This window comes from Chryseobacterium sp. (assembly GCF_008014695.1).
In the GTDB taxonomy this organism is placed as follows: Bacteria; Bacteroidota; Bacteroidia; order Flavobacteriales; family Weeksellaceae; genus Kaistella.
In genome coordinates, this window is record NZ_VOXE01000004.1 from 344,576 (window position 1) to 361,592 (window position 17,017).

At 39.1% G+C, this 17,017-nt stretch carries 16 protein-coding genes and 3 tRNA genes; 7 read left to right on the forward strand and 12 right to left on the reverse strand.

The features are described from left to right. Window positions 1-19: 19 nt before the first annotated feature. From gldM to FUA25_RS12555, 6 genes are all read right to left on the reverse strand, one after another. Window positions 20-1,588, reverse strand: coding sequence for a gliding motility protein GldM (gene gldM, locus FUA25_RS12530; protein ID WP_147757257.1), 1,569 nt, complete (start codon window positions 1,586-1,588; stop codon window positions 20-22). Window positions 1,589-1,634: 46 nt separating this feature from the next. Then, window positions 1,635-2,327: a gliding motility protein GldL gene (gldL, locus tag FUA25_RS12535; protein WP_147757258.1), complete on the reverse strand. Its 693-nt coding sequence runs from the start codon at window positions 2,325-2,327 to the stop codon at window positions 1,635-1,637. Window positions 2,328-2,359: 32 nt separating this feature from the next. Further along, window positions 2,360-3,772 carry a gliding motility lipoprotein GldK gene (gene gldK, locus FUA25_RS12540; RefSeq protein WP_147757259.1) on the reverse strand — a complete coding sequence of 471 codons (1,413 nt, stop codon included), beginning with the start codon at window positions 3,770-3,772 and terminating at the stop codon, window positions 2,360-2,362. Between the two features lie 108 nt (window positions 3,773-3,880). Beyond that, on the reverse strand, window positions 3,881-5,734 hold the full coding sequence (gene glmS, locus FUA25_RS12545) for a glutamine--fructose-6-phosphate transaminase (isomerizing) (RefSeq protein ID WP_147757260.1): 1,854 nt from the start codon (window positions 5,732-5,734) through the stop codon (window positions 3,881-3,883). A 30-nt stretch (window positions 5,735-5,764) separates the two neighbouring features. Then, the gene (locus FUA25_RS12550; RefSeq protein ID WP_228411705.1) at window positions 5,765-7,297 is read right to left on the reverse strand and encodes a DUF4270 family protein; all 1,533 of its coding nucleotides are present in this window, start codon (window positions 7,295-7,297) and stop codon (window positions 5,765-5,767) included. An 11-nt stretch (window positions 7,298-7,308) separates the two neighbouring features. Continuing rightward, window positions 7,309-8,079, reverse strand: a complete 771-nt coding sequence (locus tag FUA25_RS12555) for a glycogen/starch synthase (RefSeq protein ID WP_147757261.1) — start codon at window positions 8,077-8,079, stop codon at window positions 7,309-7,311. Window positions 8,080-8,250: 171 nt separating this feature from the next. On the opposite strand from FUA25_RS12555, the gene panC reads away from it, so the two are divergent. Next, window positions 8,251-9,099, forward strand: a complete 849-nt coding sequence (gene panC, locus FUA25_RS12560; protein ID WP_147757262.1) for a pantoate--beta-alanine ligase — start codon at window positions 8,251-8,253, stop codon at window positions 9,097-9,099. A gap of 95 nt (window positions 9,100-9,194) precedes the next feature. Here the strand turns inward: panC and FUA25_RS12565 are convergent. The 3 genes from FUA25_RS12565 to FUA25_RS12575 all read right to left on the reverse strand — a co-directional run bounded on the left by FUA25_RS12565 (window position 9,195) and on the right by FUA25_RS12575 (window position 9,529). Further along, window positions 9,195-9,267 (reverse strand) — tRNA-Lys (locus FUA25_RS12565). 67 nt (window positions 9,268-9,334) lie between these two features. Then, window positions 9,335-9,417 (reverse strand) — tRNA-Leu (locus FUA25_RS12570). 39 nt (window positions 9,418-9,456) lie between these two features. Beyond that, window positions 9,457-9,529, reverse strand: a tRNA-Lys gene (locus tag FUA25_RS12575). A gap of 101 nt (window positions 9,530-9,630) precedes the next feature. Between FUA25_RS12575 and FUA25_RS12580 the strand changes: the two genes are divergently transcribed. Continuing rightward, the gene (locus FUA25_RS12580) at window positions 9,631-10,146 is read left to right on the forward strand and encodes a shikimate kinase (protein WP_147757263.1); all 516 of its coding nucleotides are present in this window, start codon (window positions 9,631-9,633) and stop codon (window positions 10,144-10,146) included. On the opposite strand, the gene FUA25_RS12585 is transcribed toward FUA25_RS12580, so the two are convergent. After that, window positions 10,124-10,558 (reverse strand): RNA-binding S4 domain-containing protein, encoded by a 435-nt coding sequence (locus tag FUA25_RS12585; RefSeq protein WP_147757264.1) that lies wholly within the window; start codon window positions 10,556-10,558, stop codon window positions 10,124-10,126. The two genes, FUA25_RS12580 and FUA25_RS12585, sit on opposite strands and share 23 nt — an antisense overlap. Before the next feature lie 57 nt (window positions 10,559-10,615). Here FUA25_RS12585 and FUA25_RS12590 point away from each other — a divergent pair, with 57 nt between their 5' ends. Beyond that, window positions 10,616-11,341 (forward strand): hypothetical protein, encoded by a 726-nt coding sequence (locus FUA25_RS12590; protein ID WP_147757265.1) that lies wholly within the window; start codon window positions 10,616-10,618, stop codon window positions 11,339-11,341. Between the two features lie 31 nt (window positions 11,342-11,372). Beyond that, the gene (locus FUA25_RS13290; protein WP_185146711.1) at window positions 11,373-11,528 is read left to right on the forward strand and encodes a hypothetical protein; all 156 of its coding nucleotides are present in this window, start codon (window positions 11,373-11,375) and stop codon (window positions 11,526-11,528) included. On the opposite strand, the gene mtaB is transcribed toward FUA25_RS13290, so the two are convergent. Continuing rightward, a complete protein-coding gene (mtaB, locus tag FUA25_RS12595; RefSeq protein WP_147757266.1) occupies window positions 11,525-12,874 on the reverse strand; it encodes a tRNA (N(6)-L-threonylcarbamoyladenosine(37)-C(2))-methylthiotransferase MtaB in 1,350 nt (449 codons plus the stop codon). The genes FUA25_RS13290 and mtaB overlap by 4 nt on opposite strands. A 196-nt stretch (window positions 12,875-13,070) precedes the next feature. Between mtaB and FUA25_RS12600 the strand changes: the two genes are divergently transcribed. Continuing rightward, window positions 13,071-13,430, forward strand: coding sequence for a nuclear transport factor 2 family protein (locus tag FUA25_RS12600; protein WP_147757267.1), 360 nt, complete (start codon window positions 13,071-13,073; stop codon window positions 13,428-13,430). Between the two features lie 4 nt (window positions 13,431-13,434). Here FUA25_RS12600 and FUA25_RS12605 read toward each other — a convergent pair whose 3' ends face one another. Next, the gene (locus FUA25_RS12605) at window positions 13,435-14,235 is read right to left on the reverse strand and encodes a hypothetical protein (RefSeq protein WP_228411706.1); all 801 of its coding nucleotides are present in this window, start codon (window positions 14,233-14,235) and stop codon (window positions 13,435-13,437) included. Window positions 14,236-14,361: 126 nt separating this feature from the next. On the opposite strand from FUA25_RS12605, the gene FUA25_RS12610 reads away from it, so the two are divergent. After that, window positions 14,362-15,198 (forward strand): DUF3667 domain-containing protein, encoded by an 837-nt coding sequence (locus FUA25_RS12610; RefSeq protein ID WP_147757268.1) that lies wholly within the window; start codon window positions 14,362-14,364, stop codon window positions 15,196-15,198. A gap of 95 nt (window positions 15,199-15,293) precedes the next feature. After that, the gene (glgP, locus tag FUA25_RS12615) at window positions 15,294-16,949 is read left to right on the forward strand and encodes an alpha-glucan family phosphorylase (protein ID WP_147757269.1); all 1,656 of its coding nucleotides are present in this window, start codon (window positions 15,294-15,296) and stop codon (window positions 16,947-16,949) included. Window positions 16,950-17,017 lie beyond the last annotated feature (68 nt).

Here is a 17,017-nt window from a genome sequence, read left to right on the forward strand (position 1 = left end):
TATAATTTATCTATTTTTCTTATTGAACATTAATAACAACCGGCGAAACATTCTTTACTTGCTGAGTTCCTAAACCGATTGGTGTAGTTTTAATATCAAAGATATAAACAACATCACCGGATCTCAGATTTTTAGTTAACCCTTCAACACTGCTTAAAGAACTTCCCTGAACAAGCATTGCTGCTCTTCCCGGTGCCTTAAACATAAAACTGTTTACGGTAAACGATACTGGGAAATCAAAATCAGGTAAGGCAGCCGAAACATTTTGATTTGCGATTGAAGTTGCCGGCATCGAATTGACAGCTTTTCCTCTGATCTGCCCCTGTGGTGGCGGAACATTTTTAATTCTGAATTCAAACGTCTTGGAGGTTGCACCTCTAGGACCGGTTCCCGAAATCGTTAATTTAATGGTATTCCCCGTTGTTGGTTTTACAATCCATTTCCCTGAGCTTCCACTAACACTAGCTCCTGGAGCAGAAAGAGAAAGTCTTGAATTATCAACACCTAGAATTGACCCTGAAATAGGATTATCTAAACCTCTGTAGACCACATTCATTTTATCAGGAGAAAGTAAGGCTCCCGTTTCCCATTTCACTTCCTGAGGACCCGCAATTACGTTGTACGTATGGGTATAAGGAATTGTTTGGTTTTTTCCGTCAGCCATTAACACGGTAATATTACCGCTAAACGTTTTAGGTCCTAAACTTCCGGTATTCAGATTGATGAAACCTTTACCGTTTTCCTGTCTCTGAACTCCCTGAATGTTGATTTTATTACTGTTCGAATAAGAAGCCAAATATACAGTTGCTTCTGCATCAGTACCCATAACTACATCGGTAGGTGCTTTTACAATTGCATCGTACATATTGAACTTAATGCTCGCGTCCACTTTTTCCTGAAGCATCATTGCCAAAGCATCTGACTGCACATTTCTCGCGTCATTCTGCAGAATTTCAAGATTAGATTTTGCTGCAATAAGTGGCTGGTGATAAAATTTATACTGAAGCCAGTTCTTATTGTTTTCTTTTTTTCCGCCAGGAAATTCTGTCTTCAAGGCTTTGTCGGATCTTGCAACAAGTTCCGCAAGCTGGGCATTATTTCTAAAAGTCTGGCTAATATAATTTCTAACATCATCAATTTTAGCTTTCAGTTCATTTGCCTGTGGTGAAGGTTTATTTTCATCACCACCGCTGAAGAAATAATCAGTAACCGCCTCGTTGTTATTCAAAGCTGCAAAATTCTCGTTCATGTCAACAGCAGATTCATTAAATTCAGAATCTTTAAGAAGTTTTTTCTTTACTCCATCAACATGATCAACCAATGCGTCGATCCTCTTTTTAAGCTCCTTGTATTGTTCCCATGGCTCTGCATAGGTATCAGGAACATTCAACGCCTTTGTTGCCAAAGTCTGTTCAAAGATTTCAGTATTTTTATGCTCGGTCAGGAGCCTTGTTTCCTTTAAAGATTCGGTAGAGTCATAATATGACCTAATGATTTCCTGATCGATATTCATTGCCAGCATGGCAATAAACACGAGGTACATCAAGTTGATCATTTTCTGACGTGGAGTCTGTTTTCCTTGTGCCATTCTCTTTTCTTGTTTTTAATTAAATTAGTTTAGAAATGATGGAAAATTAAGACTTCATTGCAGTCAGCATACCGCCGTAAACTCTGTTAAGATTATTTAGGTTAGAAGTTAATCCGGATAATTCTTCGTTGAATTTTTCAGAATACGCAGCAGATCTTTCCATATCGGCAACATATTTTTTAGAATATTCCGACTGTCTGTGACCGTTTTCAAGCTGAAGCGCATATAGTGCATTCATGCTTTCCATGTGCTGAGCTGCTTTATTCAATTGGTCATTATATTTATGCGTAGAAGCAGAAACATCTACCGTTTGGTTGATCTGGTCAACTGAATTTGAGAATTTATCGATTCCTGTTCTTAGTCTTTCGAATAAACCCACATCAAGTTTAGCTTCTTCCAGCATTTTATCCAGTTTGTTTGAAAGGGAATTCTCCAGTTCAAGCATTTGGTTAGCTCTTCCTGCCGCAGTAATATTAGAGTGTAGAGGGTTTGGTTTTGCATGTTTGTCTAAAAGTTCAGGATAAACATTTTCCCAAGCGTAAGATTCTTCAGATTTAGGCGGGTCGAATGCGAAAATAGTAAAGATAAGCGCTTCCGCAACCAGTCCAACGGTTAGGGCAAGATTCCCTGTAATGAATCCGATACTGAAGTGGGTGATTTTGAACAAAGCCCCTAGAATTACGATTGCAGCCCCGATTGAATAAAAGAAATTCATCCAAGCCTCTTTTGTCTTAAACATATTGTGTGGTTTTTTTAATTTTTAGATTTGTTTTAGTTTGTTCTTCTTTTTGCCTTTACGGAAGCTTCAGGAATATCCTGAACGGTTCTGAAACCGATATAACTTCTGGCAGAATCTTTTCTTTCCCAGTCTCGCGCACCGGTCATCAGCATATATCCAACATCTTTCCAAGATCCACCTCTTACAGATTTCTTAGGATCAGTCTGATCTTTTGTTGAAGGGCTTAATGTTGAAGAGAAGCCGTAAGATGAGTTGTTGTACTGAGACTCTGTCCATTCCGCTACGTTTCCTGCCATATCAAACAGTCCGAATCCATTCTTTCTGAATTTTTTCACAGGAGCAGTATAAATGTAAGTTCCTTTAATATCATCTTCCATATAGTTACCTCTTTTCGGTTTGAAATTCGCAAGGTAACATCCTCTGTCATCCATTAAATAAGGTCCGCCCCAAGGGTAAGTAGCGTTTTCCATTCCACCTCTTGCAGCATATTCCCATTCAATTTCGGTTGGTAGACGGAAAAGCATAGGTCTTTGTTTCTTTTTTCTCAGACTTTCGTTATAGTCAGATTTTAATTTAGATCTGAAGTTACAGTAAGCTCTTGCCTGATCCCAGGTTACTCCGACTACAGGATAATCTTTGTAAGCATTATGCCAGAAATACTGTTCAAACAATGGCTCATTATAAGCATAATGAAAATCTTTTACCCAAACTGTAGTATCAGGATACACTGCTATACTCTCTTTCTTAAGGTAAGCAGCTCCACTTTCGTTATCACTTATTGCAGAATTGGTATCCTCCCATACATAGGAGTACTTCAGTTTACTTGCATCGATAATCCTTTCGTTTCTCACCCTTGAAGAAGCGGGAAGATACATGGATTCCAGAACTTCAGCATATTCTACGTCCGGATAATCGTTAGTGGTCCAATGCAAAGGAATATCCCAGTCTAATTTTTTTGTTTCATCATAGCCGTCTCCTCGCTCACCCTGCGATTCAAGGTATTCCTGATAAGGAGTAAGATCTTCTTCCTGAGCAGCGCGGTAAGCGTAATCACTTATGCTTTCGCCCCTTCCGGAACCATCTCCTCCTTCGCCTGCAGCTTCTGCAAGAAGCGTTCTGGCGATAGAATCTCTAACGTAGTTGATAAATACACGGTATTCGCCATTGGTAGTTTCAGCTTCATCCATAAAGAAGGATGGTACTGTAACTGTTTTCAATGGGGTTTTTTCCGCCATATTCGTGAAATCCTGATCTGCAAGACCAGCTACAAACGAACCTGCTGGAATAGCCACCATACCGTACGGTCTTTGAGCTACAAAAGTTTTCGATTTTTCTCTAGGTATCAATTCTCCTTTTGTTCCCGGTTTTCCGGCGGAAGATCTTCCACCTCCAGAACACGATACAACTACAGATGCAGATAATAATAAAAGAAATATCCTTTTCATGTTAATTTTTATAATTATGCGGTAAATATATAATTTTTTTAAGAAACTTTTAAGATTTTTTTTCAAAAACGAAAAAAATCTTAAATTATTTTGTTTTAGGCATTTTTTTTACTCGACCGTAACAGATTTCGCAAGATTTCTGGGCTGATCGACGTTTGCGCCTCGGTACACGGCAATATAATATGCCAGCAATTGTAAAGGTACGGAAGCAACTATGGGAGAGAAACATTCTGATGTATCGGGTATTTCTATCACGTAATCAGCCATTTCTGCCACCTGCACATCGCCTTTGTTTACAACAGCGATCACTTTTCCTTTTCTGGCCTTTATTTCCTGAACATTGCTTACAATTTTATCATAATGTCCTCTTTTCGGAGCAATGATTACAATCGGCATATTTTCATCAATCAAAGCAATGGGTCCGTGCTTCATTTCAGCCGCCGGGTAACCTTCAGCATGAATGTAGGAAATCTCTTTCAGTTTAAGAGCACCTTCCAGAGCTGCAGGATAATTATAACCTCTGCCCAAATATAGGAAATTATGGGTATTCGTGAAATCTTTCGCCATTTCTTTGATTAAATCGTGGGTAGTGGCTAAAACCTCTTCAATCTTCTTAGGAATTGCGTTGAGTTCCGAAATCAGACTCATAAATTCAGCATTGCCGAGATTACCGTTATGTTTGCCGAGTTTCAGCGCTATAAGTGCCAAAATGGTAAGCTGTGCCGTGAATGCTTTCGTTGAAGCAACCCCAATTTCAGGACCGGCGTGGGTGTAGGAACCAGCATCGGTAATTCTGGATATAGAGGAATCCACAACATTACAGATTCCGTAGATGAAAGCACCTCTTTCTTTCGCGAGTTTCAATGCAGCCATTGTATCTGCAGTTTCGCCTGACTGTGAGATTGCAATTACCACGTCCTTTTCATTGATGATTGGGTTTCTGTACCTGAATTCAGACGCATATTCCACTTCAACAGGAATTCTAGCGAATTCTTCAATAAGATATTCGCCGATTAATCCGGCGTGCCATGAGGTTCCGCATGCAATAATGGTAATTTTCTGTGCATTGGTGAATTTTTCCAGATGGTCCCAGATTCCGGCCATTTTTATGATTCCTTCTTCTACGAGAAGTCGTCCGCGCAGCGTATCATGAATGGATTTTGGCTGTTCGAAAATTTCCTTTAGCATGAAGTGTTCGTATCCGCCTTTTTCAATCTGTTCGAGACTCAATTTCAGCTGCTGTACAGCCGGTTCAATCTTCGAATTGTCTTTAATCGTTCTGATATCGACGCCGTTTTGCAAAGAAATGGTCGCCATGTGTCCTTCTTCCAGGTAAATGGCTTCTTTTGTAAATTCCACAAAAGGGGAAGCATCTGAAGCAATAAAATATTCATTTTCTCCCAAACCGATGGCTAATGGAGAACCAAGTCTTCCAACAACCAAAACACCGGGATGGTCTTCATGCATTACCGTGATGGCGTAAGCACCATACACTTCATTCAGCGCAAATCTCACTGCAGTAGGAAAATCGATATCGGTAGTGGTATCCATGAAATACTGGATCAGGTTGACCAATACTTCTGTATCTGTTTCAGACTTGAAGGTAAAGCCCTTTTCTTTGAGCATTGTTTTTATGGTATCATAATTTTCAATGATTCCATTGTGCACCAATGCTATTTTGCCATCATTAGAAAGATGCGGATGAGAATTTCTGTCGCTCGGAACACCGTGGGTGGCCCATCGCGTATGCCCCATTCCTACATGTGCTGTGTTTTTTAAATGATGTGAGATGGCTACTAAATCGTCAACCTTCCCTTTGGTTTTTTCAACTTCAAAACTGTTGTCTTTTTTATCAAGAACGATTCCGGCACTGTCATAACCTCTGTATTCCAATCTCCGGAGTCCATTGATTACTACATCATAAGCATCCTGAAATCCGGTATAACCAACAATTCCACACATAGTTTAATTTTATTTTTAGATTATCGTTTTCTATTTTGTTCCGTAAATGACTCTTAACTGCGCTCTTTTTGGATTATCAGCGTCTGTTCCCACTAACACAATTCTGTTCGGGGTAAATGCATTGGAAGTAATATTATAACCTGCCAATTCACCGGTTGTAGAACTCGGATCCAAAAGGAAACTGCCGATATTGATGATATAGTCATGTTTAGGTGCTTCAGTTTCAATAAGGTCTTTTAAAGTTTTTGTAATAGTGAAATCATAGTAAGCAGGATTTTTATCCAAATCATAAGGTTTTACAAGACTATAACCATTCGCCTGGCTCAGCACATTCATTTCCGGAAGAAATGCATTCACATTTTTTTGAAGTACCGTAAATATTGACGGTTTTTCGTAATTATTATTCCACAGTTCAGTATCACTGTATAATCTTATTCTCGCGCCTATAATGCCGGCTTTTTTGTTTTGATAAAGATCTTTAAGTACTGTAACATCAGCAGGTGAAATTTTAATACCGATTCCAGGCCCCCCCATTCCCTGAGCAAAAAGCTTAAGATCGCCAGTATTTTCATTACTTGTGGCCAACGCATTTTGTAGAGCTGAACCCGCTCTCACATACTCGTACTGACCGACATGAACATTTTCGCTTCCCATTGTAAATTTAAAGGAAGACTGCGGTCTGGTGGTGACCCCGTTCTCGGTTTTATCGTTTTTATAATACATGACAATTTCGCCTGCATTCGGGGAAAAGGTGAACAGATAACCATCATTTTCATCGACAGAGAGTCTTATTCCTTTAAAATACCGGATAAAACCTGCAGCATCTTTCAGATCCACGGATCCCTGATGATCGATTATTTTTGTTTTGAAAAAACTGTTATCAAGTTTTATTCTGATATTGGCATCACGATTTAAAAGTTCTGAATTATCAGAATCTTTCGTGATTTTAAATGAAGATATGGTTCCATCAAACTCTTTTGAGCCTAAAAGCGAACTGTAGTTGTATGCAGTATTTGAATAAACTGAATCTGCAGGGCTTTTCAGAAAATCATTTACTTCATGAACCCGAATGTTGAAAATGGTTTTTCCGTTTATTTTCGTTTTGCCGTATTTTTTAACCGGATAAGTGTTTTTCACAAGTTTAGCAGGTACATTTCCGTCTACATAAACAAAGTTTTCATCAGTCGTAGTTGTAACAGAATCAGATGCATATACTGGCTTCATAACAAGGACTACAGAATCCAAGACCGGATTTGTGCCGAAATCGGGAGCATAAGACTGCATTCTCAACTGAGTGATATAGCTTGCCTTCTGTTTTCCAAATACAGGCTCATTAAAAGCCCCCAAAACAGCATATTGAAGGCGGGAAGCATCGCTCCTCACCTTATCGCCGTTGTTGATGTTATAGGCAACCAGATCAAAAAGCTTTTCATTTCCTTGCGCTGCCCCGTCTAAAAATAACTGCTCGCCCAGCTTATCCGCTTCCGGCTCACAGTTTAACAATAAAATACTGCCTAACACTACTAAAGAAATATTGAATAATTTCTTAATATTTTTAATCATTTAAATTCTTTTTAATATATTTTGTTTATCGAATCAACATCCAAATATTCAAATTTTTCAGTTTTGGTTTTTTGGAATTCTTTGTCCAGTTCATCTTCCAGAAATTCGTCTCCTTTAATAACTACATCCACAAAATTCATACTCTCAGTTACAAAACTGTTGAAGCTAGGTTTTTTGAGGTGTTTGAATTCGGAGATATTGTCGAACTGGAGTTTCTCGTTGATTGTTGCGCTCAATTCTGCATCTTTTTCGTTGTAAAGAGACATCACCATTTTCGCATCTTTGAAGTAAGAATCGGTTTTATAGAAAGTTTTCAGATAGATCGGCACAAAAGAAGCCATCCAGCCATTGATGTGAATAACATCAGGGACCCAGTTGAGTTTTTTGATGGTTTCAATAACGCCTCTGGCAAAAAAGATCGCTCTTTCATCGTTATCATCAAAAGCCTTACCTTCATCATCAAAATAATACTGCTTTCTTTTGAAATATTCTTCGTTATCAATAAAATAAACCTGAAGCCTTTCTCCGGGCAATGAAGCTACTTTAATAATGAGGGGCTGATCAATATCGTTGATGATAATATTCATCCCGGAAAGACGAATCACTTCATGAAGTTGAAATTTCCGCTCACTGATCTGACCGAATCGGGGCATGAATACCCGAACATCATTGCCTTCACTGTGCATTTTGAGTGCCATTTTACTTACCATCGCAGCCATATTGCTTTCTTCCTGGTACGGATGCATTTCTGTGGTAATGTACAAAATCTTCTGATTCGGCATAAATTTATATTTTCATTCAATTAAAGTATAGTACTTGGCTGCAAAATTACAAAAATTTAATGTAATTAGTTTTAATTAACATTTTTTTATCAATTACGAACCAGACGCGGCTATAAAAGAAATTATCGGAAACATATTTTTGTTAAATTTGATTTTCAAAAAAAACAAACTATGGAAATCCTGAAAAATAAAAAATCCCTGGAAGATTATGTGGAAAGACAGAAAGAGATGGGGAAAAGAATCGGTTTTGCGCCCACAATGGGCGCGCTTCACAAAGGCCATCTTTCTCTTTATGAAGCAGCAAGAAAGGAAAACGATCTGGTGGTTTCCTCCATATTTGTAAATCCAACGCAGTTCACCAATGCTTTGGATCTGGAGAAATATCCCAGGAACATTCAAAAAGACATAGATTTTCTTCAAAATTCGGGATGGATAGATGCTGTTTATATTCCGGAAGTCGCAGACCTTTATCCCGAAAAAACCGCAAGCAAATCCTATCAATTTAACGGACTTGAAAAGGAGATGGAAGGCGCTGCAAGACCGGGACATTTCGATGGAGTTGGAACGGTTGTTGAAACCCTTTTCCGACAGGTAAAACCAGACAATGCCTATTTTGGTGAAAAAGATTTCCAGCAGCTTGCGATCATCCGGAATCTGGCCGCGCAGCTTAAGCTTCCAGTTAAAATCCACGGTGTGGGAATTTACCGGGAAGAAAACGGACTGGCCATGAGCTCCAGAAACGAAAGGCTCAGCCCAGCGGAAAGAGCAGCATCAAAACTTATTTATGAAACGCTTCAGAAAGCAAACGGCTGGTTCCGGGTGGTCTCCATTCCTGAAATCAAGAAAAGAGTCTCAGAAATTTTTTCGGAAGAACCCGTAATGATACTGGAATATTTTAAGATTGCAGACGAAGAGACTTTAAAGGAAACCGATTTCTTCTATAAAGATAGGAACTACCGTGCCTTCATAGTGGTGAATGTAAACGACGTAAGACTTATCGATAATCTTCATCTCGACTAAACACTAAAACATCAAAAGCCTCCCGTAAGGAAGGCTTTTGAACACCAAATCACAAAATATTAATATGAAAAAAATTTACTCACAAAAGTAAATAGTGACCCGGCTGGGATTCGAACCCAGGACCCATACATTAAAAGTGTATTGCTCTACCAGCTGAGCTACCGAGTCGGTCTTGAAAATTAAAGTATTGGCAATATTAAACTGCCGATAAAAATGTTACTCATTGCTGAGTTTGTGCCTGCGACTGGACTCGAACCAGCACATCCTTAGGAAACCACCCCCTCAAGATGGCGTGTCTACCAATTTCACCACGCAGGCAAAAAAAAACCGTAAAAAAATACGGGTTTTCCTGCTATGTGACCCGGCTGGGATTCGAACCCAGGACCCATACATTAAAAGTGTATTGCTCTACCAGCTGAGCTACCGAGTCGGTCATTTTGCAACGGATAATGTCCGTTTCAAAAGTGGTGCAAAGATAAAACTTTTTTTAGAGTCTCAAAATTTTTTAGGAGATTTGTGCAAAATAAAATAATGGTAATTGCTTTACTGGGGTACATGGGGAGTGGTAAATCTCACATTGCGAGATTATTGAGCCAGAAACTTAATTTTGAATTTATTGACCTCGACAAACAAATAATGCTTAAAAATAAGCGTTCGGTTGCAGAAATCTTTCAGATGAGCGGCGAAATATACTTTAGAAAACAGGAAAGAGAGTTGCTCGAAGAGTATTTAGCCTCAAAAAACGATGTGGTTTTAAGTTTGGGAGGCGGCACGCCGGCATATTACAACAACATGGAAGTCATCAACCTGAATTCTTTCAGTTTTTTTTTACGCAGCTCCGTCAACACACTGTCGCAAAGGCTTTTAAAACAAAAAAATACGCGTCCGTTAATCGCGAAAATAAATGACGAAGATTTGCCTGAGTTTATTGCCAAGCATTTATTTGAGAGAAACGCCTTTTATTCAAAAGCGCAGTTCACGGTAGATATAGATGGTAAAACACCGGAAGAAATCGCTGAGGAGATTATGCATCATCTTCCTTTTTAAAAAACAGATCCCAGCTTTCTTCAGTCAGAATTTCATCATCATCATTTCCCTCCACCAGAAAATCAGTGATCTCGCGGCGGTCTTTTTTAGTGGGTCTTCCCTCTCCTTTTATCCGGTAATAGCTTTGTTCCTGTTTTCGCAGATTCAGTATTTCATACTGTTCTTTTTCAGTCATGTCGGTAACATGTAGCTGAACGAGTTTCGCGCCAATCCTGCTTTTGGGGATCTGCAGTACTTTGATACGGTAAACAATCTGATTTTTTTTAATCTTGATGAGATCTCCTTCTTTTACTTCTTTCGATGACTTTACCGGATTCTCTCCTATCGAGACTCTGTTTTTCTTTATTTCTTCTGAAGCGATATTACGCGTTTTATAAAAACGAATACTCCATAAAAACTTATCGATTCTCATAATTTATTTTTACTTTTGCCTGAATTAATTTCCAGCAATTTAATTATAATATCCAAAATGAAGAAAATCTTTTTTTATATCACGGTACTGAGCTTACCATTCATGAATTCTTGTAAGAATGATTCTACCGATTCAGAAGCTGAGCAGGTAAGCATTGAAACCCAGAATACCTACGATGATCAGGCAATCCAAAAATATCTCAACGAAAATTATTTAGACACGCAGGGAAATATTACCGCATTCAGCAGTACAGATGCAGCAGATGATAACTATCCGAAACTGAAAGATCTCAACCAGGTTACCCTTCCTTCAGGAGTGGTTTACATTGTACGCAGCGGGGTTCAGCCAAATCCGGGAAAAACAATTGGGTCTACAGATATTCTGCGATTGATGCATAAAACAGTTAGTTATATGGCAACAAATACTGAAAACACAATCTCTTTTACATCTCCCTTCAGCATTCGTAACACCATGGCAAGTACTGGCGTTCCAGATGTTGACCCATTTTTCTATTACGCCAAATCATCATTGCGGGCGGCAGATAAACCTCATGAATATTACGAAATTGAAGGTTTCCGGGAAGCTTTACAGCATTTTAAAAGTTATGATTTGGATGATTCTGCCAGTTATAATCTTCAGGGAGTGATTATTGTGCCTTCCAGAGCCGCCTACGCACGGAATTCAAATTTTTTCGATTCAAGCACGTACAAATTCATCGACAGGAGTTTCGTTTTCAATTTCCAAGTTTATAAGACTTCTGACCGACCTGCAGGTGAATTATAGTAAAAAGGATTAACTTTATTAAAACAAAAAAATGGAACCGTCCAAAAAAAATACCCCCAGCCCACTTGTAATCGTTGCAATTGCTCTGATTGCTTTGATGATTATTTTCTATTTCATCATCACTGCATTTTTTCCTGATCTGCTACAAAGCATGAATACGGGAAGCGTTCAGCCGGTTCAGGACTAGATCCGGGCCAGAAATTCTTCGAAAACAGGCACTACAGATACTGCTCCACCCTCCTCAAGTCGGTGGAGTTTTAACATCTCAATCTGATTGACTGAGTTTCCGTCGTACGGTTTTTGTACCCGAACATAATTGTCGGTGAAACCGAACATCAAGCCGTTTTTATTTTCATGTTCCCAAAGAACGGGAAGTGTTTTGCCGATTTGGGTTTGGTAAAAAGCCATTTTCTTTTTTTCTGAAAGGATTCTGAGCATTTTATTGCGTTTTTTTCTTTCCGGAATGGGTACAATCCCCTCCATTGTTGCAGCTTCGGTATTTTCCCTTTCAGAATAGGTGAAAACGTGCAGATAACTCAGCGGAAGGCTGTTTAGGAACCGGTAGGTTTCCATAAATTTTTCCTCGGTTTCTCCTGGGAAACCTACAATCACATCAACGCCAATACAAGCATCCGGCATTACTTCACGGATCTTTGAAACACGTTCCAGGTATAATCCAGTCAGATAACGGCGTTTCATTTTTTTGAGTATTTCATCGCTTCCGCTTTGCAGGGGAATATGAAAATGCGGAACAAAACTCCTGCTTTTTGAAACGAGTTCTATGCTTTCGTCTTTCAGAAGATTCGGCTCAATAGAGGAAATCCTGATCCTTTCGATGCCTTTAACCATATTGAGTTCCGCAATCAAGTCAAGAAAAGTGTGCTCATGTTTTTTATTCCCGAATTCACCCTTACCATAGTCTCCGATGTTCACGCCCGTCAGCACAATTTCTTTGATTCCTTTAGCAGCAATTTCTCTCGCATTCTGAACGACACTTTCTATCGTATCGGAACGGGAAATCCCACGCGCAAGAGGAATGGTGCAGTACGTACATTTATAATCGCAGCCGTCCTGGACTTTTAAAAAAGCCCGCGTCCGATCTCCTATGGAATAACTTCCTATAAAAAAGTCGGTTTCGCCGATTTCGCATGAGTGAATAATTCCCTCAGTGTCGGTTTTCTGAAGATCAGAAAGATAGCTCAGGATATTGAACTTTTCCTTTGCACCCAAAACCAGATCAACACCTTCAATTGCCGAAATTTCTTCCGGCTTCAGCTGTGCATAACACCCTAAAACGACCACCAGACCTTCCGGATTGGCTTTCATGGCGCGTTTTACGTGAAGTTTACATTCGCGGTCTGCATTTTCGGTCACCGAGCAGGTATTGATGACATAAATATCTGCAGGAAGGTCAAAACTCACCTTTTCATAACCCGCATCAGTCAGCTGACGTGCAATGGTGGAAGTTTCGGCGAAATTCAATTTGCAGCCAAGGGTATGAAATGCGGCGGTTTTTTTGGGAGATAAGTTCACTGAGTATAGGATTTTCGAACTGCAAAGATAATGATTTTCAAAAATTTAAGCTAAAAAACAAGAAGGTATCTGAATTTGCGTAACTTGCAGAATATTTTCATCAGGAGTCTCAACATTTATAAATAGAATTGTTTATTGAAATGATATTTAAAAAACCCTTTTTTATATTTTATCGTAAATAAGTAAAAACCCAAACATGGAGTGCAAAATAACTGCTTTTATGCAGGATCTTAATACGAAAAATACCGAAAATCTAAAAAAGTGGTTCAATGATGACAGTCAGATCTGGATACCACCATCCAAAGAAATTTCCGGCGCCAACAGAATTTTAGCGCTTTTCCGGGCTATTTTCAGGCGTTATGAAAATATTGTGTGGGAAATTTCCACTGTTCATGATCTTGGAAATCATAAGTTTTTTTACGAAACAGTTTCCCAGGGATTTCTCTCCGGAAAAGGTTTTTATAAAAACAATATTGCTACCGTTGTGCAGTTTTCAGAATCAGGCAAAATCCTCCATCTTTCCGATTATTTTAAAAACACTGAGGTTTTTAATTAAAACTTTATTTAATATTTGTCATGCTCCCATACATGTTTTCGAGGTGGAAAATCTTGTGGAAAGGTGATTGTATCTGCTTCAGGTTTTCTTTATCCTGAATGAAAGTATAGCGCGAGGCTATCGAATTCATATCCGAAACGATCACGAGCCAGCATTCATCAACACTTCTGTCATAATACGGAAATTTCTCATTTTTCTTTTCAATGAGTTCAATGATTTTCTCTGAATTCAATTCATCAAAAAGGCCCAGATTGAAATCGTGGGTGATAAAAACATTACGCCGGTGCGGCGACTTGCGGATTTTTTTCACGCAGCCAAACGGTTTGTTCCGTCTAATGGAACTGCAGATGTTCTGTACAATTTCTACCTGCTTTTCTAGCAAATCGATTTTCGAAATATTGCGGAATTCCAAAAAATAAACACCACGGAATTCCGCAGTGTCTTCGATTTCGAGCAGTATTTCGGCCTGACGAAATATTTTATTGAGCTGACTTTCTATTTTTTTGATTTCGAGATGGTTGATGACTTCAGTCAACTCGATCCCAATCTTCTTATTGTTGATGGTGGCGATAAAATCCGGGCTTTCGCAGGTAAGATTTTCGAAGATCACATTCGGAAAATGGTGGAGAAAAGCATTCAGAAGTAAAATTTCCGATTTTTTACGGTATTTGTCACGGTCGTGCAGCCCCGAACCGTCAATTTCGCGGTGATAGCGCTCAATCGGTTTTTTAATTAAATGCCGGTTAAGGTAATACAACGATAGGTTTTTGATCAAATCCTCCTCTGAAAATACTTTTTTCATCATCCAAAGTTTTTGAAAATCAATATTTTATGAAATAAAAGTACATAAAAAAACAATACAGATGAAAATATTTTCAAAAATTTAAATACAATTAATATTGGAATTTATAATTTTGAAAAAACTAAAACGATGAATCAGCCGGACAAGCGATGTAAAAACTGCAGTCAGCACCTGCTTTTGCATCAGAAATTCTGCCACGAATGCGGCCAAAAAACCGCTACACACCGCATTGACTTTCATTTTCTGATCCATGAAATCCAGCACGGCATTTTTCATGTTGACGGCGGAATTATCTATACCCTGAAAGAACTTTTCACGAGACCGGGACACACTTTACGCGAATATTTAGCCGGAAAAAGACAGCAGCACTTTAAACCCCTCACACTTGTTTTGATTTTGGGTTCACTTTGCGCCTTATTTCAATATTTTTTAAAAGGGAAAAAGGAACAAGCTGATCCAAGCGGTAACATTTCAACAAATTTATCGCAACAGGATGCTTCAAAATACATTGATCTGAAAGGACTTGTTGAGTACTGCAAAGAAATTTATGAGTGGCTTGCGAATCACTTCGCGTTCACCGTTCTGCTAATGATTCCGGTGGCGGCATTAGCATTCTATCTGGGATTCCGGAAATACCGTTATAATTATCCGGAATGGCTGGTCATCATGTTGTTTTTAACGGGGCAGTCTCTCGCAGTGTATATTGTATTTATTTTTCTGAATCATTTTGCCGGAATTGATAATAGCTTGTTCTACTGGGTTTCCTGGGGAATGATCACGGTTTCACTTATGCAGTTTTTTAATGACAAGCGGAAAAGAAACGTGATTTTCCGGTCAATGTGGTCCATGTTTCTTACCTATATGCTCTCGCTGGTTTATTTATTTTTCGCCATTACCGTGATTCTCCTCATTGGTGTCTGCAGATACGGATACAATAATATTATTCCCGATCTTTTCAACGGTTAACCGCAAATTAATCTCTGTTAAATTTGGCAATTATAAATTACCGCGGCTTTTAAAATCAATACCTTTGCGCCTTAACTGATAACGAACAGCGAAACATGGATTTTACAAACTTTTCTATGCCTTACAGCATTAACCCGGAATACTCTAAACAAATTGCCTATTTTTCAATGGAATTTGCTGTGGATCAGGCGTTGAAAATATATTCCGGTGGGCTTGGATTTCTTGCGGGTTCACACATGAAAAGCGCCTACAACCTGAAACAGGACTTGGTAGGAATCGGGATTCTGTGGAAATTCGGTTATTACGATCAGGCCCGAAACCACGATCAGACCCTGCAGCCTACCTGGACCAAAAAAATGTATTCATTTCTTGAAGATACCGGAATTAAATATCAGATCGAAATTCATTCAGCACCGGTTTGGGTTAAAGTGTATTATCTGAATCCGGAAATCTTCCATACAGCACCTATGTTTTTCCTGTCTACTGATGTTCCAGAAAATGACCACATCTCCAAAACGATCTGCCACCGCCTTTATGACGCCAACGAATCAACAAAAATAGCGCAGTACATTCTTCTCGGAAAAGGAGGTGCGAAATTATTGGATGAACTGAATCTGGAACGGGAAGTTTACCATTTAAATGAAGCACACGGATTGCCTGCAGCTTTTTATTTATTGAAGAAATTCAAGGGCGATCTGGCAAAAGTAAAGGAAAAACTTGTCTTCACAACCCATACTCCCGAAGAGGCTGGGAACGAAAAACACGACATTTATCTTTGTCATAATATGTCCTATTTTTCAGGACTTACGATAGAGGAAGTAAAAACAATCGGTGGACTTCAGGACGGCCGTTTCAATCATTCGCTTTGTGCTTTAAAAATGGCGAGGATTGCGAATGGGGTTTCACAGCTGCACGGGGAGGTTTCCCGGAAAATGTGGAGCAAATATCCCGGAATCTGTGAAATTAAAGCGATCACCAATGCTCAGGAATTTAAATATTGGGCCGACAAGCCGCTTTACGAGGCGAAAGATGAAGATGATAAAATGCTTTTTGATTTCAGAAAAAAACATCTTAAAAAAAGAATGTTTAAAATTGTTGCCGACCAAACCGGAAACCTCTTCGACCCGAATATTTTTACAATTGTCTGGGCACGTCGTTTTGCCGGCTACAAAAGAGCGGATTTACTGCTTCATGACAAAGAAAGATTCGAAAAACTGCTGAACAATCCAAAATTTCCGGTTCAGATCATTTGGGCTGGGAAGCCTTATCCAATGGATTATACCGCCATTTCCATGTTTAATACCCTGGTAGAGGAAAGCAAATATTACAAAAACATGGCAGTTCTTACGGGTTATGAACTGGCTTTAAGTAAATCTCTCAAACAGGGATCCGATTTATGGCTGAACAATCCAAGGGTGCCGAGAGAAGCTTCAGGAACTTCGGGAATGACGGCCGCTATGAATGCATCCGTAAATCTTTCAACGGATGACGGCTGGATTCCGGAATTTGCGAAACACGGCGTAAACAGTTTTGTGGCACCATTGGCTGATTATGAGAATAAAAGCATTTACGATCAGGACAATTTTGATCTCGGAAACATTTATGATATTCTGGAAAATGAAATTATTCCGATGTATTATGACCGGCCGGACGAATGGAGAAAAATCCAGCAAACAGCGATGGATGACGTAAAAAAACAGTTCAACAGTGACCGAATGGCTGATGAATATTACAAACAGATTTACGAATGATGTGAAGCGCTCAATATCTTATAATCCGGGAAGTGTTCCCGGATTCTTTATATCAAGCCTATAAATTT

Coding starts and splice junctions, on each gene's coding strand:
- gldM (WP_147757257.1), bottom strand. CDS start 1,588: ATGGCACAAGGAAAACAGACTCCACGTCAGAAAATGATCAACTTGATG.
- gldL (WP_147757258.1), bottom strand. CDS start 2,327: ATGTTTAAGACAAAAGAGGCTTGGATGAATTTCTTTTATTCAATCGGG.
- gldK (WP_147757259.1), bottom strand. CDS start 3,772: ATGAAAAGGATATTTCTTTTATTATTATCTGCATCTGTAGTTGTATCG.
- glmS (WP_147757260.1), bottom strand. CDS start 5,734: ATGTGTGGAATTGTTGGTTATACCGGATTTCAGGATGCTTATGATGTA.
- FUA25_RS12550 (WP_228411705.1), bottom strand. CDS start 7,297: ATGATTAAAAATATTAAGAAATTATTCAATATTTCTTTAGTAGTGTTA.
- FUA25_RS12555 (WP_147757261.1), bottom strand. CDS start 8,079: ATGCCGAATCAGAAGATTTTGTACATTACCACAGAAATGCATCCGTAC.
- panC (WP_147757262.1), top strand. CDS start 8,251: ATGGAAATCCTGAAAAATAAAAAATCCCTGGAAGATTATGTGGAAAGA.
- FUA25_RS12580 (WP_147757263.1), top strand. CDS start 9,631: ATGGTAATTGCTTTACTGGGGTACATGGGGAGTGGTAAATCTCACATT.
- FUA25_RS12585 (WP_147757264.1), bottom strand. CDS start 10,558: ATGAGAATCGATAAGTTTTTATGGAGTATTCGTTTTTATAAAACGCGT.
- FUA25_RS12590 (WP_147757265.1), top strand. CDS start 10,616: ATGAAGAAAATCTTTTTTTATATCACGGTACTGAGCTTACCATTCATG.
- FUA25_RS13290 (WP_185146711.1), top strand. CDS start 11,373: ATGGAACCGTCCAAAAAAAATACCCCCAGCCCACTTGTAATCGTTGCA.
- FUA25_RS12600 (WP_147757267.1), top strand. CDS start 13,071: ATGGAGTGCAAAATAACTGCTTTTATGCAGGATCTTAATACGAAAAAT.
- FUA25_RS12605 (WP_228411706.1), bottom strand. CDS start 14,235: ATGATGAAAAAAGTATTTTCAGAGGAGGATTTGATCAAAAACCTATCG.
- FUA25_RS12610 (WP_147757268.1), top strand. CDS start 14,362: ATGAATCAGCCGGACAAGCGATGTAAAAACTGCAGTCAGCACCTGCTT.
- glgP (WP_147757269.1), top strand. CDS start 15,294: ATGGATTTTACAAACTTTTCTATGCCTTACAGCATTAACCCGGAATAC.